Origin of the sequence: Collinsella sp. CLA-ER-H2 (assembly GCF_040092405.1) — a bacterium.
In the GTDB taxonomy this organism is placed as follows: domain Bacteria; phylum Actinomycetota; class Coriobacteriia; order Coriobacteriales; family Coriobacteriaceae; genus Collinsella.
Window position 1 is genome coordinate 1 of record NZ_JBBNLO010000006.1, and the last position, 20,458, is coordinate 20,458.

The 20,458-nt window shown below is 55.6% G+C and carries 20 protein-coding genes and 2 tRNA genes; 3 read left to right on the forward strand and 19 right to left on the reverse strand.

Going from position 1 to position 20,458, the window contains the following annotated elements; all coding sequences use genetic code 11:
* Window positions 1-256: 256 nt before the first annotated feature.
* Window positions 257-739: a PTS sugar transporter subunit IIB gene (locus AAAX59_RS02655; RefSeq protein ID WP_349070410.1), complete on the reverse strand. Its 483-nt coding sequence runs from the start codon at window positions 737-739 to the stop codon at window positions 257-259.
* A gap of 207 nt (window positions 740-946) precedes the next feature.
* Between AAAX59_RS02655 and AAAX59_RS02660 the strand changes: the two genes are divergently transcribed.
* Window positions 947-1,022 (forward strand) — tRNA-Thr (locus tag AAAX59_RS02660).
* Between the two features lie 213 nt (window positions 1,023-1,235).
* On the opposite strand, the gene AAAX59_RS02665 is transcribed toward AAAX59_RS02660, so the two are convergent.
* From AAAX59_RS02665 to AAAX59_RS02675, 3 genes are all read right to left on the reverse strand, one after another.
* Window positions 1,236-1,709 (reverse strand): YhcH/YjgK/YiaL family protein, encoded by a 474-nt coding sequence (locus tag AAAX59_RS02665; protein WP_349070411.1) that lies wholly within the window; start codon window positions 1,707-1,709, stop codon window positions 1,236-1,238.
* A gap of 197 nt (window positions 1,710-1,906) precedes the next feature.
* Window positions 1,907-2,842 (reverse strand): hexose kinase, encoded by a 936-nt coding sequence (locus tag AAAX59_RS02670; protein WP_349070413.1) that lies wholly within the window; start codon window positions 2,840-2,842, stop codon window positions 1,907-1,909.
* A gap of 59 nt (window positions 2,843-2,901) precedes the next feature.
* Window positions 2,902-3,783 (reverse strand): aldose 1-epimerase family protein, encoded by an 882-nt coding sequence (locus AAAX59_RS02675; RefSeq protein ID WP_349070414.1) that lies wholly within the window; start codon window positions 3,781-3,783, stop codon window positions 2,902-2,904.
* Between the two features lie 157 nt (window positions 3,784-3,940).
* Here AAAX59_RS02675 and AAAX59_RS02680 point away from each other — a divergent pair, with 157 nt between their 5' ends.
* Window positions 3,941-4,525 (forward strand): hypothetical protein, encoded by a 585-nt coding sequence (locus AAAX59_RS02680; RefSeq protein WP_349070416.1) that lies wholly within the window; start codon window positions 3,941-3,943, stop codon window positions 4,523-4,525.
* A gap of 75 nt (window positions 4,526-4,600) precedes the next feature.
* Here AAAX59_RS02680 and nagA (AAAX59_RS02685) read toward each other — a convergent pair whose 3' ends face one another.
* The 10 genes from nagA (AAAX59_RS02685) to AAAX59_RS02730 all read right to left on the reverse strand — a co-directional run bounded on the left by nagA (AAAX59_RS02685) (window position 4,601) and on the right by AAAX59_RS02730 (window position 14,028).
* A complete protein-coding gene (gene nagA / locus AAAX59_RS02685) occupies window positions 4,601-5,770 on the reverse strand; it encodes an N-acetylglucosamine-6-phosphate deacetylase (protein WP_349070418.1) in 1,170 nt (389 codons plus the stop codon).
* Between the two features lie 117 nt (window positions 5,771-5,887).
* Entirely contained in the window at window positions 5,888-7,054 is a 1,167-nt protein-coding gene (gene agaS, locus AAAX59_RS02690) for a tagatose-6-phosphate ketose isomerase (RefSeq protein WP_349070419.1), read from the reverse strand.
* Window positions 7,055-7,165: 111 nt separating this feature from the next.
* Entirely contained in the window at window positions 7,166-7,900 is a 735-nt protein-coding gene (locus AAAX59_RS02695) for a GntR family transcriptional regulator (RefSeq protein WP_349070420.1), read from the reverse strand.
* Between the two features lie 87 nt (window positions 7,901-7,987).
* Window positions 7,988-8,416 (reverse strand): PTS sugar transporter subunit IIA, encoded by a 429-nt coding sequence (locus AAAX59_RS02700; protein WP_349070422.1) that lies wholly within the window; start codon window positions 8,414-8,416, stop codon window positions 7,988-7,990.
* Window positions 8,417-8,497: 81 nt separating this feature from the next.
* The gene (locus tag AAAX59_RS02705) at window positions 8,498-9,121 is read right to left on the reverse strand and encodes a hypothetical protein (RefSeq protein ID WP_349070423.1); all 624 of its coding nucleotides are present in this window, start codon (window positions 9,119-9,121) and stop codon (window positions 8,498-8,500) included.
* A 188-nt stretch (window positions 9,122-9,309) separates the two neighbouring features.
* On the reverse strand, window positions 9,310-10,149 hold the full coding sequence (locus AAAX59_RS02710; RefSeq protein ID WP_349070425.1) for a PTS system mannose/fructose/sorbose family transporter subunit IID: 840 nt from the start codon (window positions 10,147-10,149) through the stop codon (window positions 9,310-9,312).
* A complete protein-coding gene (locus tag AAAX59_RS02715) occupies window positions 10,139-11,026 on the reverse strand; it encodes a PTS sugar transporter subunit IIC (protein WP_271743207.1) in 888 nt (295 codons plus the stop codon). The genes AAAX59_RS02710 and AAAX59_RS02715 overlap by 11 nt, the downstream gene beginning before the upstream one ends.
* A 93-nt stretch (window positions 11,027-11,119) precedes the next feature.
* Entirely contained in the window at window positions 11,120-11,584 is a 465-nt protein-coding gene (locus AAAX59_RS02720; protein WP_271743206.1) for a PTS sugar transporter subunit IIB, read from the reverse strand.
* Between the two features lie 2 nt (window positions 11,585-11,586).
* Window positions 11,587-13,383: a beta-galactosidase gene (locus tag AAAX59_RS02725; RefSeq protein ID WP_349070427.1), complete on the reverse strand. Its 1,797-nt coding sequence runs from the start codon at window positions 13,381-13,383 to the stop codon at window positions 11,587-11,589.
* Between the two features lie 414 nt (window positions 13,384-13,797).
* The gene (locus AAAX59_RS02730; protein WP_349070429.1) at window positions 13,798-14,028 is read right to left on the reverse strand and encodes a PTS sugar transporter subunit IIB; all 231 of its coding nucleotides are present in this window, start codon (window positions 14,026-14,028) and stop codon (window positions 13,798-13,800) included.
* 160 nt (window positions 14,029-14,188) lie between these two features.
* Here AAAX59_RS02730 and AAAX59_RS02735 point away from each other — a divergent pair.
* Window positions 14,189-14,264: transfer RNA gene (locus tag AAAX59_RS02735), tRNA-Thr, on the forward strand.
* Window positions 14,265-14,460: 196 nt separating this feature from the next.
* Here the strand turns inward: AAAX59_RS02735 and AAAX59_RS02740 are convergent.
* From AAAX59_RS02740 to AAAX59_RS02760, 5 genes are all read right to left on the reverse strand, one after another.
* Window positions 14,461-14,934, reverse strand: coding sequence for a YhcH/YjgK/YiaL family protein (locus AAAX59_RS02740; protein WP_117654927.1), 474 nt, complete (start codon window positions 14,932-14,934; stop codon window positions 14,461-14,463).
* 32 nt (window positions 14,935-14,966) lie between these two features.
* Window positions 14,967-16,136, reverse strand: coding sequence for an N-acetylglucosamine-6-phosphate deacetylase (gene nagA, locus AAAX59_RS02745; RefSeq protein ID WP_349070431.1), 1,170 nt, complete (start codon window positions 16,134-16,136; stop codon window positions 14,967-14,969).
* Between the two features lie 143 nt (window positions 16,137-16,279).
* A complete protein-coding gene (locus AAAX59_RS02750) occupies window positions 16,280-17,011 on the reverse strand; it encodes a GntR family transcriptional regulator (protein WP_195543929.1) in 732 nt (243 codons plus the stop codon).
* Between the two features lie 232 nt (window positions 17,012-17,243).
* Window positions 17,244-18,734 carry a PTS transporter subunit EIIC gene (locus tag AAAX59_RS02755; RefSeq protein ID WP_349070433.1) on the reverse strand — a complete coding sequence of 497 codons (1,491 nt, stop codon included), beginning with the start codon at window positions 18,732-18,734 and terminating at the stop codon, window positions 17,244-17,246.
* A 521-nt stretch (window positions 18,735-19,255) separates the two neighbouring features.
* Entirely contained in the window at window positions 19,256-20,338 is a 1,083-nt protein-coding gene (locus tag AAAX59_RS02760; protein WP_349070435.1) for a hypothetical protein, read from the reverse strand.
* Window positions 20,339-20,458: the final 120 nt, after the last annotated feature.

Genomic DNA, 20,458 nt, shown 5'->3' on the forward strand with positions numbered 1-20,458 from the left:
CGGGCACTTGGAACGGGGGAAACGGCGGTCGACGAAACTGGAGAGGAGGTATTACGAGCTCCTGTGCGAATTGGAGAGAACGCTCCCGCAAACTGCCTCTTGACAACTTATAGGAGCGTCGGTTTTGTTTTTCTCAAATTCGACATGTTCGGCGATAGCCGATCAAACGTAGTAAATGGGCATAGTTTTTGACAGACGGCATCGCGCGCGTCCCTCGCAAGGGCAAAATGATCCGTTTTCCTCCGTCCCCAAGGGATCAGTTGAACAGATTGCCGATGGGGTCGGGGGCGGAACTGGGGAGATAGCGGATTTCTAGCTCTACGCCAAGCTTTTGCAACTCTTTGAAGGCGGCGATGTCCGTATCGTCTACGGCAACGGCAGTCGTTGCAGAGCGCTTGCTCTCCCCCGCCTGCATATGGCCGATGCTGATCTTGCTTATTGGCACACCGCCCTTAACCAGCGCGAGCGCATCGGAGGGCGAGGCCACCATGATCAGAATCCATTGGCGCGACGTCGCGGTGTGGATAATGTCGATGGTCTTTTGCACCGAGAAGAACCGTGTCCAGACGCCATCGGGCGTGGCCACCCTCATAGGGGCCCACTTGCGAGCGTCCGCCGCGATCTCATCGTTGACGATTAAAACAAGGTTGGAGCCCACGGCTTCGTTCCACAGCTCAACGTCTTGCCCGTAAATGAAACGGTCATCGATACGCGTGAGAAGGATCTTGGGTTGAGCCATGGCTGCCCCATTCTGTTTGAGACCCATATGAGCGGGACGTCGACCACCAGCTCAATAGCAGGTCAAGCGCCAAATGGACGCCGCAGACATCACGTCTCCAATATTAGTGCATTTAAAGTGAGAAAAGCCGTCAGAGCACTTGCGCCGATGTGCGATGTCCCGTATCATAGACAGCCGTTGACGTCCCAGTTGCGTCACCACATGGCCGCCAGCGTAGCTCAGTTGGTAGAGCACCGCTCTCGTAAAGCGGGGGTCACCGGTTCGAGCCCGGTCGCTGGCTCCATTGCACAAGATAGCCGCCTTCGGGCGGCTTTTTTGTTGCCGATTTGAGTGCGCTTGCGCCAACCCACGCATCGCTGCGTCGACCGCTTCCTACTCAAAAACAGAAAACCCCACCAAACGTGATTCCCCTTGGGGAAACACGCTTGGCGGGGTTGTAGCGTGATTCCCCTAGGGGAATCACGCCATCAGACGAACAGCTCAGCCGAGCAGTTCGCTACTCCTCCCAGTAGGCGTCGACAAGCAGCTTAAAGCAGATCTTCTTGACCGGCTGTGCGCCATCGCCCGGGAACTCGAGCGTGGGCATGTGAGGTTCGCCGGCAACGAACAGTGCAAACTTGTCGTCGGCAAGATCGCCGGCGATCGAAGCGTCGGAATCGACCAGATCGTAGTCGTCCTTCTCGTCAAACTCCTGGACCAGCGTCAGGCTGCCCGTGGCAACCTTAAAGGCCTCGCGACCCTCGACGTCGATCTGCAGGTCGTGATAGCGCTGATGCGTCTCATAGTGAGCCTCGGCCTCGGGACGCGTCGTGGGAGCCATGACGTTCGCAAAGACCTTGTCTCCCAGAATCGGATGGCTGCCGACCTCGAGCTCCGCCGGGTCGTTCTCCTCGAGCCAGTCGATCAGCACGTCGAGGCCCTTGAGCATTCCGCGGTACTCCTCGATATCGCCTAATGCACCGTAAATCATCTAAATCCCCTCTCGGATCGTTTCTTTGGCGGCTACTCGGCAAACGCGTTACCGACGCTGTTGCCACCCACATGCGTCTCGACCAGGGTAAGGTCGGGATTGAACACGACAGTGTCGGCGTCGCGCCCCGGCATAATGCTGCTGCACTTGTCGTCGACATGAGCTAGCAACCGATGCCGGGGCCGCAGCACAAGCTCCTACAGCTCGGTCACGACAACGCCGTTGTAAACCTCGTCCCAACGATCCATGACCAAGTGGCCAGTCATGGGATCCATGGCATTGAGCTTGCCGCAGGTGTTGGCGGTACGCAGCACCGTCTCGTCATCGGCTCCGGCAGCAATCGCATGTGCGAAGCCGGCAATGGTCGAATCGCCAGAGCCCGTAGCGTTAACGGCGGGGATATCGGGGGTCTTGGCGCGGAACGCACGGCCATTGTGGAAGCCCACGGAGCCGGCAGCGCCCATGGACACGACGACCCAGGGGATATCGGAGAAGCGGGCGTCAGAGGCGAGCGCGGAACGGAGCTCGTCCACATCGTCGGTGGTAAAGCTCGTGCCCAGAAGGCCGTTAATTTCGGTCAGGTTAGGCTTAACCAGCTCAGGCTTGACCTCGGACTTGAGCGCGGCCTCGAGCGAAGCACCCGAGGTATCGAGCAGCACCTTGGCGCCGGCGTTCTCGGCAATGCCCGTGATCTTGGCATAGTAGTCTGCCTCGACACCGCGGGGCAGCGACCCCGAAATAGTGACGACGTCGGCCTTGCCCGCAAGCTCGGTAAACTTGGCGGTAAAGGCATCGAGCTCCTCGGGGGCAATTGTCGGGCCGCTCTCGAGCAGCTCGGTCTGGTTGCCGGCGTGGAGGATGTTGAGGCAAATACGGGTCTCGCCCTTGATGGGCACAAAGTCGTTGTTAATACCGTTGGCGTCCATGAGCTCGGCCATGTAGGCGCCCATGTGGCCGCCGAGCAGACCGGTTGCCACAACGTCGTCGCCCAGCTGACCCAGTACACGGGCCACGTTGAGGCCCTTGCCGCCGGCGGTCTTTTCGGGCGTCACACGGTTGACGTCGTCGATAATGAGCTCATCGAGCTGATAGCGCGTATCGACAGACGGGTTCATCGTAACGGTGAGGATCATTTTTAGCTCCTTATCTCGCAGGCTCCTTATGCCTTGCAAAACGAATTGGCTACATGCGACTACAGAATCTCGATTGTGAACGAGCGCACGATGGTTTCTTTGGGCTTGGCGATAAGGCAGCCGCGCTTATGCTCAAGCACGTCATCCTCATCGGAACAGGTCGAAAGACCGCCCCAGGGTTCAACTGCCACAAAATCGCCCTCGGGCTTACTCCACACAATGAGATACGGGAAACCCTCAAAGCTCAAGCGAACGCCCTTGTCCTCGCCCTTCTTGGAAAGCGTGACCTGACGGCTCTCGAGCACGTCAAAGATGGTCTCCGCGAAATCGAAGAGCTCGTGCGATAGGGGCAGCGTCTTTCCCACCATGGGGTTCTTGGAGCGGTTAGCTACATCAATCAATCCGGTCGAGGGTACGGCGGTGCAAAGCTCCGCTGCCTCGTCTTTCTCGAAGCGCAACTCGTAGTCCGTATAGGCCTCGCCCTCGTCGAGCGGGCACCTAAAGCCGGGGTGTCCACCGATAAAGAACGGCATGTCCTCGGCGCCCTCGTTGGTCACTTCATAGGAGACACGCACGGCAGCGTCCTCGAGCGTATAGCGGGCGACGAGCTTAAACGGATATGGATAAGCGCTCAGCAATGCAGCGTTATCCTCAGATGCCAGGCACATCGCCAGCTCGTTTGCGTTTTGGCTCAACAGCTTCCACTCCTGCTTGCGCGCAAAGCCGTGGCGGGCGAGCTTCACATGATGCCCGGCAAACGTCATGGCGCTACCATCGCGCAGGCCTCCGCAAATCGGAAAGCAGACCGGCGCCTGGCCGGACCACACCGCGGGATCACCCTGCCACAAATACTCGCGTCCGTCAGCCTCAATCGAGGTAAACGAGCCGCCAGCCGTGGAAACCTTAATAGAAATCGAATCGTTGGAAAGAGCGTATTCCATTGCCCATCCTTTCGAACAACTGCTTTTTGCTCGCAAGTACCCGTCTCGGCCCTGACCAAGGGACAAAACCCGCACGCTCATCGATGTGCCCGGTATCCCAGCCATGCAACGGGGCACCATACAGACATTGATGCAATTACAGCTGAAAGGCCTTCTTATGCGAACCATCATCCTCTACGCCTCGCGCCATCACGGCAATACGAAAAAGCTCGTGGACGCCGTCGTTGAGGCGCACCCCGAGATCGATACCCTCGACGTCAAGACGCTCGGCAAAAACGAGTATTCCGACCTGCACGAATATCATCTAATCGGTGTTGCCACGGGCATCTATTACTCCGAGATCGACAAGGACATGGCGCATGTGCTCACTAACGTGCTGCAGCCGCAGGACAAGGTGTTTGGCCTTATGACCTGCGGTGGCAAAAACAAGTGGTACGGCAAGGATATCGATGATATCTGCCGCATGAGGCGGGCCATCTTTATGGGTGCCTACGGCTGCCCCGGCTTTGATACGTGGGGGCCGTTCAAACTCACCGGCGGTGTCCAAAAGGGACACCCGACCGCTGAGGAAATTAAGGGCGCCGTCGACTTCTTCGACAAGATCGAAGACGAGTATGGCGACATCATCGTCGAAGAGTACGCCAAGCGCGAGAAGCGCCTAGCATACGAGAAGGAGCATCCTGCAGGAGGCCTGGTGGCCGGCGTTAAGCGCACGGCAAAGAAGATCGCTAACAAGCTGTAACTGTGAAGGTACTTTTGAGCGTTTAACCCATACGGCGGGTCCGAGCAGATTCGGGCCCGCCGTCTTTTTCTATCGTTACTCGGTAAAGGCGTTGCCGACGCTCTGGCCGCCAACGTACGTCTCGACGAGAGTGAGCTCATGGTCGAACACGACAAAGTCGGCGTCGCGACCCGGCATGATGCTGCCGCACTTATCCTCGATGTGCGCAGAGCGAGCCGGCACCTCAGTTGCCATGCGAATGGCGATATCGGCGCTGGCAATGCCCCAGTCGACAATGTTCTTAACACCCTGGGCAAGCGTGAGCACCGAGCCGGCAATGCTCTTGCCGTCGGCGAGCCAGCACAGGTTGTCCTTCATGATGACGTCCATGCCGCCGCTGGTGTAGCTGCCCTCGGGCATGCCGCCGCAGCCAAGGCAGTCGGTAATGAGCACCGTGTGCTGCCAGCCCTTGGCCTGCAGCAGCGCCTTGATGGCGGCAGGGTTTACGTGCTTGCCGTCGCAGATGATCTCGGCGTAGGTCTCGGGCGTGGACATGGCGGCGCCCACGACACCGGGCTCACGGTGATGCAGGCCGCGCTGGCCGTTATAGGTATGCGTAAAGCAGCTGGCGCCGGCGTTGATGGCGGCGATGCACTCATCGTAGGTGGCGTCGGAGTGACCGATGCTGGTCACCACACCCTTGGCGTTCAGAGCAGCCGCATAAGCAGCGGCACCGTCGCGCTCGGCCGCCATGGCGCTCTTAACGATGCGACCACCCGCAGCCTCCTGCCACTGATCGAAGACCTCCTCGGAGGGATCGATCAGGTAAGCGGGGTTCTGCGCGCCCACGTGCTTCATGGTAAAGAAGGGGCCCTCCAGGTAGATGCCCTGAATGCGAGCACCGCAGAAGTCGGGGCCGCGACCCTCGTCCGCCTGAGCGATAGCGGCGCAGGCGTCCTTGATCTGCTCGACGCCATCGGTGAACGTCGTGGGCAGCCAGCTGGTGGTACCGCGACGGGCGAGCTCGGTCGAGCTGATATCGATGCCCTCGGGATCGTTATCGGTAGTTGAGTGGTTATAGAAGCCATGGATGTGAGTATCGACCATACCCGGTGCGATCCACGATCCCGTGTAGTCCTTAATCTCGCAAGAGGGCCCGTCGGCCTGCCAGGCGCCAAAAACGCCATCTTCGACCATAAGATAGCCGCCCAGTTGCGGGCCTGCCGGCAAGAAGAACTTGTCAGCCTTAATTGCGTACGCGCTCATATGCACTCCTCGCTTCTAAAGCAGTTGACCGTGGTGATGCTTATACCCAGCTCACGTAAAACAAAAAGCGCCCGCCCGCCGTTATGAGCGGACGGGCGCCCTTACAGTGGGACGCGATTAAGCGGTGAAGGGGTGGATCGTCACGCCCTTAACCACGCGGTTGACCGTGCCGGTGGGGCTCGGCGTATCGGGCGTGTTGCCCACGCGCACGGAGTTGAGCAGGCTGATAGCCTGGGCAAACATCACGAACGGCAGAGCAAGGTAGCCCTCGGGAAGCGCCTCGTAGCCCTTAAAGGTGAAGGACTCGCCCTCGTAGACGGTGGCACCTTCCTGCTGAACGGCGATGGTGTGCTGAGCGATCTCGTCGCCACCAATCTCGTTGAGGATGTCGATGTCGTACTGACGGGTGTAGGCGTCGTTGTTGACGAACACGAAGACGAGTGTCTTATCGTCGACGAAGGACTTAGGTCCGTGACGATAGCCCATGGAGGTGTCGTAGGAAGTAGCGACCAGACCGTGAGCGAGCTCGAGGATCTTGAGCTGGCTCTCCTGGGCAAGGCCACCGAAGGAGCCGGAGCCCAGGTAGGTCACACGGTTGAAGTCGCCAGCCAGGTAATCGGCAATCTCGGGCTCACGGGAGATGACCTCCTCGCCCATCTTGGCGATGGTCTCGACCCACTCGGCCTTCTGCTCGTCAGAGGCAGTGTCGAAAATAAGGGTGGAGAGCAGGGTCATGCAGGAATAAGAACCGGTCATGGCGAAGCCCTTGTCGTTGGCGCGCGGAATGAGCAGCGTCAGCGCGTTGGGATCATCGGCAGACTCGACGGCGAGCTTGCCCTCGGGAGCGCAGGTGATGTTGAGGAACTTGACGTTGTGGACGAGCTCCTTGGCAACGGCAACGGCGGCAAGGCTCTCGGGGCTGTTGCCGGAGCGGGCAAAGGAAACCACGAGCGTGGGATCCTCGGCGCGCAGGAAGTCGCGCGGGGCGCTCACGATGTCGGTCGTGGCGATGGGCTTAAAGTCGTAGAGATCAGTGTTGCCAGCGTGACGCAGGTACGGGGCGCAGGTATCGCCAACGTAGTCGGACGTACCGGCACCGGTGAAGACAACGGACAGACGGCCCTCGCCCATAGCGCGAGCCTCGGCCAGGAAGGCCTCGATGGCCTCCTTGTTCTCACGATAGATGTTGAGCGTATCACGCCAAAGCTCGGGCTGCTGGGCAATCTCGGCCGTGGTGATCTGGGCGCCGAGCTTGGTGAGCTCCTCGACACTCTTCTCGAACATTTCTAATACCTCTTTCTTTACTAAATTGTCTGATCTATAAAGACTTAATCTGAAAAGTTAAATCGGGTAGTAGTCATAGGCTGTTTTTCTTTCGATAGCACTCGTATCCGATCACAGAGTATCTCGATAATGAGAAATCCTGTACTTAAACTTGTCCGCACGAGCCACCGAAAGCGTGAACTCGACAACATCATTTTGGGTGTTGTGAGTAGTTCGGACTATGTCCAGAACTGGCGCACCTTCACCAATACCTAGAAGCCGAGCATCACATGGACGTGCTATACCCGCAGAGAACTCCTCATCCGCTACTCGAATTTTCTGCTGATAATCCCGCTCAATGACATCGTAAAGGGGCTTTTGTTCGAGTAAAGGACGCTTGAGAGAAATAAAGAGCCTTGCTGGAAGATAGCTACGCTCAACCATCATAGGTATACCATCTGCCATCCGTAAACGTTTGAGCTTTAATACCTTTTCACCCAAACGAATCCCCATTTGCATCGAGAGCGTTTTATCTGCTTCCACTTCACAGAACTCTAAGATGGTTGTTTCTGGCAGCCGGCCCATCGCTTTCATCTGTTCAGTAAAACTGTACGATTGGGTAAGATTTGTTGCTTGGGCTAGTCGATCGGCAACAAACGTACCGCGACCTTGTTTTCGCACAATCCGACCAAGATACTCAAGTTCCTGAATTGCAAGTCGGACAGTCGATCGCGATAGCCCGTAACGTTCGGCAAGTTCACGTTCGGACGGAATCAAATCACCTGGCTGATATTCATGATCAATTTTCTCGATCAGAATATCTACGAGCTGATCGTATAGCGGTTGCCTGTGCCTCTTGCACGTCATGATATTCTCCACGTAATTAGCAATTGACCAATACTTCAGCCTTCAGGTAATGCATCAACATGTCCCATAAATGGGCTAATAGCGACACTACATCTCATCGTCTTCATCAACGTCAGCAATCTCGAGTTTCTTGAGATCGACTCCCTCACGACCAACAACCCGTGCGCGTTCGGCAAGTTCATCAAGCGTTGGATCTCCAAACGCACGCGTCATAACGAGCTCCACCAACATAGGCAGATTTGTTCCGGTGACAACGGTCACGTTATCGAGCTCAGTCGTCATTGGGATAGCTTGATTGAACGGAGTACCGCCAAGCAAATCAACAAACACCAATACGCCATCACAAGCTTGACGCATCTCGGCAATGCAGGTTCGCAAATCATCACCAAAAGTAACCGCCTCCGAGCCCGCAAAAGGAACTACCTCGAAATTAGGCTGTTCGCCGGCAACCATATCCACAGCGCTTTTCAAACCAGTTGCAAACTGACCGTGACCAGTTAGCACAAATCCAATCATTCTATCTACCTTTCTACCGTTCGCTTTCTCTAGCCAAAGAACCCCTCAAAAGGGCTCCTACGACCACTGCATCATTAAAGTTTAGTGAGTATTTTGTTTTATCGTGGGAGGTCTGTGAGCGTCTCTAAGCTGCTTTTCAAGGTTGCGATATCTAAGTGCTTCGCCCTTGTTCCCGCTGCTCTCATATTGATATGAAAGCAGCAGATAGAGCTTTCCGCGTAACCCAAGGTCGTTCGTATCCAGCATAGCTTCCATCTCATCGATCTTATCATGCCGACGACGAAAGACTATGTCGTAGGTCAATTGACTGTCCGCCAAAATGCCCTTCGACACGATGGGGCGCATCTCTTCCAACATGGACGCCGCCCGCTTCCGGTCACCCGTCTTGATATAGAAATTAAAGGCGCGAACCGCAAGCTGTCGACGTTGTTTATCGCTGCACGACATCTCCAGCAAGTGGTCCAGCATTCGATCTGCATATGCGTCCATATCAGCAGCTTCATAGATCGTGAAACGCAGGTAATACTGCTTATACGTAGACATTACTATACGCGCAAGTTTGCGATCGAGCAGGTCTATGCAATCTTGGTATAAGCCCAAGTTAAACAATACCTGCAATTTCATATCGAAGTATTTTTTCGCTCCTTCGGTCACAGCGAAATAAGCCACGACAACACAAATGAACAGGACGATCCAAAATGGCATTGCACTATATTCCCTTCAAGGCAGCCTTAAGGAATTAATCGAACACGATGACTGCATAACCGCCTATGAACAGCGGTGCCCAACAAAACAAAAGAGGCGCACACTCCAGGGGATATGGCGATAAAGTCGCCTTGGAGGTGTGCGCCACGTCTCAATTGAGGCTCAAATGCCGTGACAATATTAGGTACTTAGCCCTTGCAAATGATACCGAATGCACCCAAGGCAATGGACAGAACCAAGACGATAAAGATGGCCTTCGTCGAGGTCATGCCCTTCTTTCCGAGGAGCCAGTATACGAAGCCGACGAGTGCGGCAGGAACCAGCTTGGGGCAAATCATATTGCAGATGTTCTGCAAGTCAACGGTAACGCCGCCGATAACAGGCTTCGCTGCAATAACGATACCGACATTGGTTGCGACCAGAGCACCGACCATAAAGACACCCATTACGGAGGCCGCGTCGGTCAACGCGTTCAGGCGATCGCTCATGGTGGTGACGAGCTTCATACCCTGCTCATAGGCCATGTGGGTCTGCTTGCAGCGGAACCAGTCAACAAGAATGTTAACGGCGACCCAGATGAAGATACCCAAGGGGTTGCCGTTCATGGCCATATTGGCAGCCAGGGCGCCGAAAATGGTCGGGAGCAGCGAACCGAAGATGGAATCGCCGATGGAAGCCAGCGGTCCCATGAGACCAGTCTTGAGACCGGCAACAGCATCGAGGCCCTCAATGCCCTCCTCTTCCTCGATCGCCAAATCGATACCGGTGATGATCGTGTTGAGGAAGTTTGAGGTGTTGAAGAACGGTGCGCACTGGGCGCGGCAGGCTTCCTTTAGCTCCGGCGTGCCGTCGCCGTACAGCTTACGCAGTGTGGGCAGGATAATCCAGAGATAACCAGAGTGTTGCATGCGCTCGTAGTTCCAACCATCCTGGAAACCAAGCAGGTTACGACGGTTGATCTGCGCAAGGTCGTCCTTGGTAATCTTGTAGCCAGTGGTGCCATTGGCGAGTTTCTCATTAGAGCTCATCGTCGTCGTCTCCCTCCGCAGCGCCAGCAGCAGCGACGGGACGCTGGTTGTTCTTGTAGTACAGCAAAGACAGAGCAAAGCCAATAATAGCGATCGCCAGCATCGACATGTTATTGAACATACCGACCATATCCACGGCGCCCTTACCAAGCGCGGCGTTCACAGCGACGATGTTGGTGTTGAGGTTAATGATGCTCGTGAAGGCCGTACCAAACAGGGCGGCGATTACAAAGCCGAGCAGCAGGTAGGCGACGTGCTTTTTGACTGGCAGGTAACGGAGCAGGATGGCGAAGCCAACGGCGGGCAAGGCACCGCCAGCAACAGACAGACCGTCACCCAGCCACTTCAAGTCGCCGTTAAGGGCGGTGGTGATGCCCTCGACCAAGCCCTGGCCAAATGCGAGAGCCAGGAAGACCGGAATCATGCGGGACAACATCCAGGAAACTGCACCGAGCAAGTAGTGTACGTTGTAGGCGCCCCAGTTCATCTTCTCGATATCGGCATCGCACATGTGACCGAAGAACGTGTTGGCGAAACGACCGGCGATATCGGTGTAAACGAGAATGGCAGCGACAGGTACGCCGATGGCGGCAAGAGCCGTCTCGGGATTCATGCCCGCGCCCACGGCAAAGGCAGTGGCGACCAGAGTGCCAGAGTTGGCATCGATACGAGAGGCGCCGCCAAAGGTGCCAACGCCCAGGACGGTGAGCTGCATGCTGCCGCCGATAAACAGGCCAGTCTGTAGGTCACCCATAATCAAACCGGTAATCATACCAGAGAAGACGGCTGAGCCGGCACAGGTGTACCAGTTCAGCTCATCCAGAATCTGATAACCCGCATACAGGGTTAACAGAAGAATCTGCCACCAAGCAATCATGGTTAACTCCTTATTTAAGGTGTAACAGTTTCTACAATACCAATACGCTTATATAAACCGCGCATCCCCCTTCACGGCCTAGCGTTAATTCGACTAGAGCGTGAAAGCCTCTGGGTTATCCTGCGGCGTCAGCTGAATGACAATAGGAAGATTATCGGCCTTGAGTTTGGCAAATGCATCAAGGTCCCCCTGGTCGCAACTAATGTTGCGAGACAGCTTCTTGACCGGCTCCATTGTCGTCATATTACCGACGATGAGCTGCTCAAGCTTAACACCTTGTTCCAAAAGTCGAACGTAGACCTCAGGCTTTTTCGCAACAATAAAGAGACGTTGCGCATCATATTTGCCAGCAGTGATGTTGGCAGCGGCCTTGTCGACAGGAAGCACGGACAACTTCACAGTTGCCGGGCAAGCCATGCGAAGAACCTGCTTTTGGGTAGCATCTTGCGATACCTCGTCGTCAACTACCATGAAGCGGCTTACCTGACGGGCGTTAGACCAGAGGTTTGCCACCTGTCCGTGAATCAAGCGAAAGTCGATTCGTGCGCCTACAATCATTTCTACTCAACTCCTTCTTGTTCAAGTGTACGGATAACGGGCTCAGAGCGAAGGGAGATTTTCGCATCATACACGCCCTCTGTTTCGAACATAACGAGCTCATTGGTACCAGGGTGCAATAAACCGTGCGGAACATAGAGCGTCATGATGGGACCCTTATCCCAAAAACGTCCGACATTCGTTCCGTTTACGAATGCCACACCCTTTCCAAAACCCGTAGTGTCGATAAAGGTATCAGCCGGCTCAGATATATCAAACTTTGCGCGGTAAAAGGAAGGCTGCCCCTCTACCCAGCCGGCGGAATAATCAAGATTATCGATGTTATCGAGTGGCAGACAACGCATCTCCCAACCGGTAACGAAGTGAAGATCAACGCAAACTCCTGTCCTAATGCCCTTATGCTGCGTATCAGCGAGCAATTTGTGACCATAATTGACGCGACCCATATCCTCGGTCAGAACATCCAGGCGGTTTTGTTCACAGGGAAGAACGCAGTGAATATCTTCCCCGATGTGCTCCTGATACTGCGTCGCCACTTTGTCACCGTTCACAAACACCTGTGCACGGTCGCGGGCGTCAATAACCCGAATACGCTCTTCATCTGCACGGTCACGCTCGACAGTCGTGGTATATAACGTATATCCATACGACTGACCCATCTCTTCCATGGGCATAGGATATTGGGCTTCGATCGGCTCCGAAAGAATATCGAGCACATTAAAGAGACTTACGCGCTCACTCACCGAAATATCGGGCATGGAAAACGCCTTTTTTGTTAACGGCTTGCTTTGCGCGATATCGGGAAACAGCTCGTGAACTGTCCTTTGAATTGCGAAGTATTTCTCGGTCGGGTTGCCCTGTTCGTCCAATGGGGCATCGTAGTCATATGATGTCACCTGGTGCAGGTCGTGCGTATGGCGTGCAGAGCATCCGTTCATAAATCCAAAGTTGGTGCCTCCATGAAACATGTAGAGGTTTAAAGATCCTCCAAGCTCGAGCACCTCGCGAACGCAAGAGGCAAGATCTTCGGAATCGCGTCTGATGACGTTCTCCCCATAGCGATTGAACCAGCCGTCCCACAACTCCATGCACATAAGAGGCCATTGTTTTCCATGCTCCTTGTGAAAAGCAGAAAGAGCCTCAAAGTTCTCCTTTGCATGAGAACCAAAGTTGCCAGTGCACAACACATCATCGTCAATGAGCGTACCGGCACGAAGGCACCCGCGCCACGGACCATCGGAAGTACAAAGGGGAACGGAAACCCCACGCTCGACCATAAGGCGGCGAATCGCGCGAAGATAGTCTTTATCCTCGCAATATGATCCATACTCGTTTTCAACCTGCATCATGATGATGTTTCCGCCCTTGTCAATCTGACGCGAAACGAGTATCGGCATGAGATGGTCGTAGTAATGCGCAACGTGAGCAAGAAATTTGGGGTCGCTGCTACGCGGTCTCATATCATGTTGGCGCAGCAGCCATGCTGGCATGCCGCCAAATTCCCATTCTGCACAAATAAACGGAGAGGGCCGAACAATTGCATACAGACCGAGTGATGCTGCCTCATCAAGAAATGCCGCCAAATCGATTGAGCCAGAAAAATTGAAGACGCCAGGCTTTGGCTCATGAAGATTCCACGGTACATACGTTTCGACCGTATTAAACCCAAGAGCCTTAAGGTTATAGAGCGAGTGGTGCCAGTCGCTCGGATGAACACGCATATAGTGAATCGCCCCCGACAAGATGGTGAACGGCTCATCATCGAGTAGGAATTGATTGGTGATCTTAAACGAATGCATGCTACTCCCGATCTTCGTGCTCCGCGACGCGTATGCCGGTTCCTTGATCCTCAGCTAAACGCCTTGCCTATTATGGACGCATTGACGCAATTATGTAGCCAGAATCTGAAGTGGTCCGTAAACGGTAGCCAAATGACGATGAACGGCTTTAATGAACAAAATATAAACCCGCTGGTAAATTACTTTTTAACTATAGGTTTCTAACGATTCTATATTTGAAAGGTGATATGTACCAGCTATCCACTATTTCATACTAGTTACATTATGCTTCAATCGCATTTCTTCAAATGCTTATCTACTTTGGATTCACCTAGATGAGCATTAGAGATCTGTTGCCTTCCTATTTCCAAGACTGAAAATATCCAGAATCGAACCAGACTTTCTTACGGCTGACTCGACGCGTTCGAAGACTCGTTAATACAGCAGAGCATTAATGGAGACGGGTTTGTCACTGGGTAGATTGCGAACTTCCATTTTCACGCCAAGCGCTTGCAGCTCTTTAAGGACGGCGATGTCCGTATCGTCTATGGCAACGGCAGGCGTTACAGGGCGCTTGCCCTCCCCTGCCTGTATATGGCCGATGCTGATCCTAGTTATGGGCACCCCGCCCTTAACCAGCGCGAGCGCATCGGCGGGCGACGCCACTATCTCCGCAGCAGGTCAAGAACCAAGTGGACGCCGCGGGCATCGCGTCTCCGATATCAGTGCATTTAAAATGAGAAAAGCCGTCAGAACACTTGTGCGGATTTGCGATGTCCCGTATCAGAGTCAGCCGTTGACGTCCCAGTTGCGTCACCACATGGCCGCCAGCGTAGCTCAGTTGGTAGAGCACCGCTCTCGTAAAGCGGGGGTCACCGGTTCGAGCCCGGTCGCTGGCTCCATTGCACAAGATAGCCGCCTTCGGGCGGCTTTTTTGTTGTCGATTTTGAGTGCTCTTGCGCCAACCCAAGCACAACGCCGCCGGCAACTCCCCTACTCAACAAAAAGCCCCGCCAACCGCAATCCCCAAAGGAACCGCGATCAGCGGGGCTCAAGCGCGCTCCCCAAGGGGAATCACGCTAGCTCACGAGTAGCGCGCTACTCTTCCCAGTAAGCATCTGCAAGCAGCTTAAAGCAGATCTTCTTGACCGGCTGTGCGCCATCGCCCGGGAACTCGAGCGTGGGCATGTGAGGCTCGCCGGCAACGAACAGCGCAAACTTGTCGTCGGCAAGATCGCCGGCGATCGAAGCGTCGGAATCGACCAGATCGTAGTCATCCTTCTCGTCAAACTCCTGGACCAGCGTCAGGCTGCCCGTGGCAACCTTAAAGGCCTCGCGACCCTCGACATCGATCTGCAGATCGTGATAGCGCTGATGCGTCTCATAGTGAGCCTCGGCCTCGGGACGCGTCGTGGGAGCCATGACGTTCGCAAAGACCTTGTCTCCCAGAATCGGATGGCTGCCGACCTCGAGCTGCGCCGGGTCGTTCTCCTCGAGCCAGTCGATCAGCACGTCGAGACCCTTGAGCATTCCGCGGTACTCCTCGATATCGCCTAATGCACCGTAAATCATCTAAATCCCCTTTCGGATCGTTTCTTTGGCGGCTACTCGGTAAACGCGTTACCGACGCTGTTGCCACCCACATGCGTCTCGACCAGGGTAAGGTCGGGATTGAACACGACAAAGTCGGCGTCGCGACCGGGCATAATGCTGCCACATTTATCCTCGACGTGAGCAGAGCGCGCGGGCACCTCGGTCGCCATGCGAATGGCGATATCTGCGCTCGCAAGACCCCAGTCGACGATGTTCTTTACGCCCTGTGCGAGCGTGAGCACCGAACCGGCGATAGCAGAGCCATCGGCGAGCCAGCAAAGGTTGTCCTTCATAATGACGTCCATGCCGCCGCTGGTGTACTTGCCCTCGGGCATGCCGCCGCAACCCAGGCAGTCGGTAATCAGCACCGTGTGCTGCCAGCCCTTGGCCTGCAGCAGGGCCTTGATAGCAGCAGGGTTCACGTGTTTGCCATCGCAAATGATCTCGGCATAGGTATTGGGCGTGGTCATAGCGGCCCCGACGACACCGGGCTCACGGTGATGCAGACCGCGCTGGCCGTTATAGGTATGCGTAAAGCAGCTGGCGCCAGCATTGATGGCGGCGGCGCACTCATCATAGGTGGCATCGGAGTGGCCAATGCAGGTCACGACGCCCTTTGCGCTCAGAGCCGCGGCGTAAGCGGCAGCGCCGTCACGCTCGGCCGCCATAGCGCTCTTGACGATACGACCGCCGGCGGCCTCCTGCCACTCGTCAAAAACTTCCTCGGACGGGTCGATCAGATAAGCGGGGTTCTGGGCGCCCACATGCTTCATGGTAAAGAACGGACCCTCCAGGTAGATGCCCTGAATACGGGCACCACAGAACTCGGGTCCGCGCTCTTCGTCCGCCTGTGCAATAGCGGCACAGGCGTCCTTAATCTGCTCCACGCCGTCGGTAAAGGTCGTAGGAAGCCAGCTGGTGGTACCACGACGAGCAAGCTCGGTCGAGCTGATGTTGATGCCCTCTGCATCGTTATCGGTCGTGGCATGGTTATAGAAGCCATGAATGTGGGTGTCCACCATGCCCGGCGCAATCCATGTACCCGAATAATCTTTGATCTCACAAGCGGGCTCATCGGCCTGCCAAGCGCCAAAGACGCCGTCTTCGACCATCAGGAAGCCGCCCAGCTGCGGCCCCGCCGGCAAAAAGAACTTGTCGGCCTTGATAGCATACGTGCTCATCTATGCTCCCGTACCCGCAGTGCGTTTTAGGGCGGATCAAAAACCACTGCATTGTTAATTCGAGCGATTGTTCGTTGCCTTCTACCGCTTGGCACATTTTGCACCCGCCGCAAAACACGCCAAGCCGTTTATACCCAATAACTCTAGACTGCGCGGTTGTGGTAGACCTTGTACTTAAACTGGTCGGCGCGCGCAACCGAACGCGTATACTCGATGACCTCGTTGTTCATGTCATATGTGGTACGAATCAAATCCAGCACCGGTGCGCCTTCGGTAATCTCGAGCAGACGAGCGTCGGAATGGCGGGCGATACTCGCGTAGAATTCTTCCTCTGCCACGCGAACTTTCTCGTGAAAGTCCTGCTCGATCATGTCGTACAGCGATTTGTTCTCGATCATGGGGCGCTTAAGCGCAAAGAACTTGCGACTTGGCAGATATGTACACTCAATCATCAGCGGCACACCATCGGCTATACGCAGGCGCTTGATCTTATACAGACGCTCGCCCAGGCGCGCGTTCATCTCTACGGCAATATTCTTGTCAGCCTCGACCTCGGTAAACTCAAGAATCGTCGTCTTGGGCACACGGCCGATCGCCTTCATCTGCTCGGTAAAGCTATAGGTCTGCGTGAGGTTTGCCGTTTGCAGAGAGCGGTCGCATACCATGGTTCCACGGCCGCGCTGACGAACCACCAAGCCCAGGCGCTCAAGCTCCTGCAGGGCAAGGCGAACCGTCGTACGCGAGAGCCCGTAGCGCTCCGACAAGTCGCGCTCGGACGGCAAATAGTCGCCGGGTCGAAGTTCGTGATCGATTTTATCGGTCAGCAAATCGACGAGTTGATCGTACAGAGGTTGTTTGCGCGCTCCCATTGCCATAATGATACCTGCCGGATAAATGACTCGAAATTGGTTGTAACCAGACACCACGTACTATAGCAGTTTTATTGGAATAACAGCAGGTCAACCAGCATATTTCAATATTGTTTGCCGGTTGATAGCCTGCGCACTGTAATACCAATTACAACGCTACATCAGGTATCGAGGTAACAAAAAGGGCCGCCCCCGCGGAGCGGGACGACCCTTTGCAAGACAGATACGTCTTTAAGGCTTAGAGAAGCTTCTTGAGCTCCTCGGCAACAGCCTGGACCTGCGTGCCGATGATGACCTGGGTAGCACCCTTGTCCATCTTCATGACACCCAGAGCGCCGGCCTTCTTGCAGGCAGCCTCGTCGACCAGAGCGGAATCGCCGAGCTCGAAGCGCAGGCGAGTAGCGCAGCAGTCAACGGTCTTGACGTTCTCCTTGCCACCGACGGCAGCGAGAACAGCGGCAGCCAGAGCGGCGAACTTGTCGTCGCCAGCAGCGGCGGAAGCGGAGGTCTCCTCGACATCCTCATCCTCGCGACCAGGGGTCATGAGGTTGAACTTGGTGATGGCGAAGCGGAACACGAGGTAGAAGACCACGAAGGCAGCGATGCCCAGCGGGATGATCATCCAGGTGTTGGCGGCAGCCGGGAGGCTAGAGGAGAACAGGAGGTCGGTAGCACCAGCGGAGAAGCAGAAGCCAGCACGGAAACCAACATAGTAGGTGACGATGGTGAAGATGCCGTACAGGGCAGCGTACACGACGTAGAGCGGGAAGCACAGGAACATGAAGCCGAACTCAAAGGGCTCGGTGACGCCGCAGACGAAGGCGCAGATGGCAGCGGAGACAACCAGGCCGATAGCAGCCTTCTTGTTCTTAGCGGTCTGAACCATAGCCAGGGCAGCGCCCGGGATACCGAACATCATGCAGGGGAAGAAGCCGGACATGTACATACCGAGGCTCCACTTGACGTCAGCAGAGGTCTCGCCAGCCCAGAAGTGGGTCAGGTCGCCCAGGCCGATGGTGTCGAACCAGAACACGTTGTTCAGAGCGTAGTGCAGACCGGTCGGGATGAGCAGGCGGTTGAGGAAGGCGTAGATGCCAGCGCCGATACCATCCATGGCGGCGATACCCTCACCAAGAGCAACAAGAGCACCGAAGATGAGCGGCCAAGCAAAGAGCAGGACGACGGAGACGACGATGCAGATGACGGCGGTCATGATGGCAACGCAACGCTTGCCGGAGAAGAAGGCCAGCCAGTCGGGAAGACGGGTGTCCTTGAACTTGTTGTAGCAAGTGCCACCGATGATGGCGGACAGGATGCCGATGAAGGAGTTACCAGCGATCTTGGAGAACGCGATGCCCTCGGTCGTGGCAAGCCAAGCGGTCTGAGCATCGGCGTCCATACCACGAATGGTGCCAACAACAGCGGGGTTCAGGAGCTGCTGGATCATCAGGAAGGCGACGAGGCCAGCGAGGCCAGCGGTGCCATCGTGATCGTCGGCAAGGCCGACAGCGGCGCCGACTGCGAACAGCCAGGCCATGTTATCGATAAGAGCGCCGCCTGCCTTGATGAGCAGGAAACCGGCGGTATAGGCAAAACCGGTAGTGTCACCGGCAGCACCCATGACTGCGGGAGCGAGCAGGTAGCCCACACCCATAAGAATACCTGCGACGGGAAGCGCCGCGACGGGAAGCATCAGCGCTTTGCCGAGCTTCTGGAGGTACTTCATCATATTGGTATCTCCTCCAACCTTTCTTTCGTTGTTCACCAACGAGTTCCATGTCCGCGCCTTGTGCATACCGGCTTCTCCGCTTGCCGGCATTGATGCGCAAACTTAGACAACCCAGTCCCTATTTGGGGTTGCTGGTATGTACGGTAGCGCACACTCAATTCAAACGTCCACCACATTTCGTTCAAATTACTATATCGTTGCCAAACGGTTATTTTTGGCCCGTAAACGGTAATTTGCGCAGGTAGACATGTTGCATATATTTCATTACCAAACTAATTCTTAGCAATTTCCATTCGATTTCGTCTCAAAATTGGTTACTACCAGATGAACAGTGGTACCACATTGTTACTACCAGTTTAGCCGAAATCGTTTTCACTTTATATGAATAAAGTGTCCAAAAATTTGCATACAACCACCCCCTCTCATCGCCCTCCCCACAGTGCAAAAAGCCCACTAGAACGATGTCCGTTCTAGCGGGCTTATCAGATTTTTGGCTACGCGCTCGGCGGCTCAGGCAAACCCTACGCAAACAGGCCGTAGATGCTGATGTTGGCCTTGGCGTAGAGGCCGTTAGCATACTCGGTCCACTTGGAGCTGGCGCTCGAAGCCTGCAAAGAGTACTGCTGGTAGGCGGTGTAGTAGGCGGTCATGGCCTGCTTATAGGTAGCGCTATCGGCCGTAAAGGCATCATCGGCAAAGGCCTTGGCATAGGTGCTGTCGGCATCCTTCCAAGTGCCCTTTGAGCTATCCCACTCATCGCCGGCAAGGTTGATGATGTAGTCGGCGTAGTCCTTGCTCGCGGTCTCCTCGTTGCCGTCAGCAGGCTCGGTCGGGGCGGTCGGCATGCTTGCGGAGCTATCGCCCACCTTCTTCTTGTAGAGCTTCTGCAGCGTCGCGGACTGGCGGACGATCTGCTTGGCCTGGTCCTTGGACACGCCATACTGCGTGGCCATGGTCTTGTAGTCGGAGGTGCCGATGGAATCCTCAGCGTACTTCTTCATTTCCTTGGAAGAAACGGTAATGCCCTCGTCCTCGGCAGCATCGAGCAGGATCTTGTTGCGCACGTAGGACAGGATGACATCGGCAGAAGGAGCGGTGTAGTTGCCATCGCCATCCTTGACGGTATCGAGGCTGTACTGGCTCTCGATGGCCTCACGCGCAGTGATGTCGCTCTTCTTGCCGTTGTAGCTGTAGCTTGCCACGGTCGAATCGAGCTGGTCCTCGGTGAGGGTCGCCGAGCCGACACCCTTGCCGCCAAAACCACCGTTGCCGATAAAGAAGCCGACCACAGCAGCGATCACGACTGCAACCACGAAGGCGGCAATCATCGTCTTCTTGTGCCTGGATGCGCGGTCGTCTTCATCGGAGTCGTCCTCGTCCTGCTCCTCGGGCATGAGGTTCTCGTCAGCGGCATCCGCGGCAATCTGAGCCTCCAGGCGGGCGTCCTCCTCCTCGGCCGTCGTACCGGCAGCAATGTGCTCAGCGGACGTGCCGGCGACCAGGTCAATCTTCTCGTCCTCGTCACCGTCGGGGCCTTCGCCGCGCTCGATGATCTGGATGCCGTCGATCTCGTCCTTCTCGTCCTTCTTTTGAATCAGACCCATATCAGTTACTCCTTGTTAGGAAACATAGTCCGCAATAGAATACGCCCGACAGAGCGCCGGGCGTATTGATTCTTAGGTTATACGCAAACACTTAAGTACTATTTAGGCGTTTGCAGCCTG

Excerpts from the sequence above, each read along its gene's own strand:
- AAAX59_RS02695 (WP_349070420.1), bottom strand. The coding sequence starts at position 7,900 with ATGACGTGCAAGAGGCACAGGCAACCGCTATACGATCAGCTCGTAGAT.
- AAAX59_RS02665 (WP_349070411.1), bottom strand. The coding sequence starts at position 1,709 with ATGATTTACGGTGCATTAGGCGATATCGAGGAGTACCGCGGAATGCTC.
- AAAX59_RS02740 (WP_117654927.1), bottom strand. The coding sequence starts at position 14,934 with ATGATTTACGGTGCATTAGGCGATATCGAGGAGTACCGCGGAATGCTC.
- AAAX59_RS02700 (WP_349070422.1), bottom strand. The coding sequence starts at position 8,416 with ATGATTGGATTTGTGCTAACTGGTCACGGTCAGTTTGCAACTGGTTTG.
- AAAX59_RS02675 (WP_349070414.1), bottom strand. The coding sequence starts at position 3,783 with ATGGAATACGCTCTTTCCAACGATTCGATTTCTATTAAGGTTTCCACG.
- AAAX59_RS02720 (WP_271743206.1), bottom strand. The coding sequence starts at position 11,584 with ATGATTGTAGGCGCACGAATCGACTTTCGCTTGATTCACGGACAGGTG.
- AAAX59_RS02680 (WP_349070416.1), top strand. The coding sequence starts at position 3,941 with ATGCGAACCATCATCCTCTACGCCTCGCGCCATCACGGCAATACGAAA.
- AAAX59_RS02725 (WP_349070427.1), bottom strand. The coding sequence starts at position 13,383 with ATGCATTCGTTTAAGATCACCAATCAATTCCTACTCGATGATGAGCCG.
- AAAX59_RS02655 (WP_349070410.1), bottom strand. The coding sequence starts at position 739 with ATGGCTCAACCCAAGATCCTTCTCACGCGTATCGATGACCGTTTCATT.
- agaS (WP_349070419.1), bottom strand. The coding sequence starts at position 7,054 with ATGTTCGAGAAGAGTGTCGAGGAGCTCACCAAGCTCGGCGCCCAGATC.
- AAAX59_RS02755 (WP_349070433.1), bottom strand. The coding sequence starts at position 18,734 with ATGATGAAGTACCTCCAGAAGCTCGGCAAAGCGCTGATGCTTCCCGTC.
- AAAX59_RS02710 (WP_349070425.1), bottom strand. The coding sequence starts at position 10,149 with ATGAGCTCTAATGAGAAACTCGCCAATGGCACCACTGGCTACAAGATT.
- AAAX59_RS02705 (WP_349070423.1), bottom strand. The coding sequence starts at position 9,121 with ATGCCATTTTGGATCGTCCTGTTCATTTGTGTTGTCGTGGCTTATTTC.
- AAAX59_RS02750 (WP_195543929.1), bottom strand. The coding sequence starts at position 17,011 with ATGGCAATGGGAGCGCGCAAACAACCTCTGTACGATCAACTCGTCGAT.
- nagA (WP_349070431.1), bottom strand. The coding sequence starts at position 16,136 with ATGAGCACGTATGCTATCAAGGCCGACAAGTTCTTTTTGCCGGCGGGG.
- AAAX59_RS02670 (WP_349070413.1), bottom strand. The coding sequence starts at position 2,842 with ATGATCCTCACCGTTACGATGAACCCGTCTGTCGATACGCGCTATCAG.
- nagA (WP_349070418.1), bottom strand. The coding sequence starts at position 5,770 with ATGAGCGCGTACGCAATTAAGGCTGACAAGTTCTTCTTGCCGGCAGGC.
- AAAX59_RS02760 (WP_349070435.1), bottom strand. The coding sequence starts at position 20,338 with ATGGGTCTGATTCAAAAGAAGGACGAGAAGGACGAGATCGACGGCATC.
- AAAX59_RS02715 (WP_271743207.1), bottom strand. The coding sequence starts at position 11,026 with ATGATTGCTTGGTGGCAGATTCTTCTGTTAACCCTGTATGCGGGTTAT.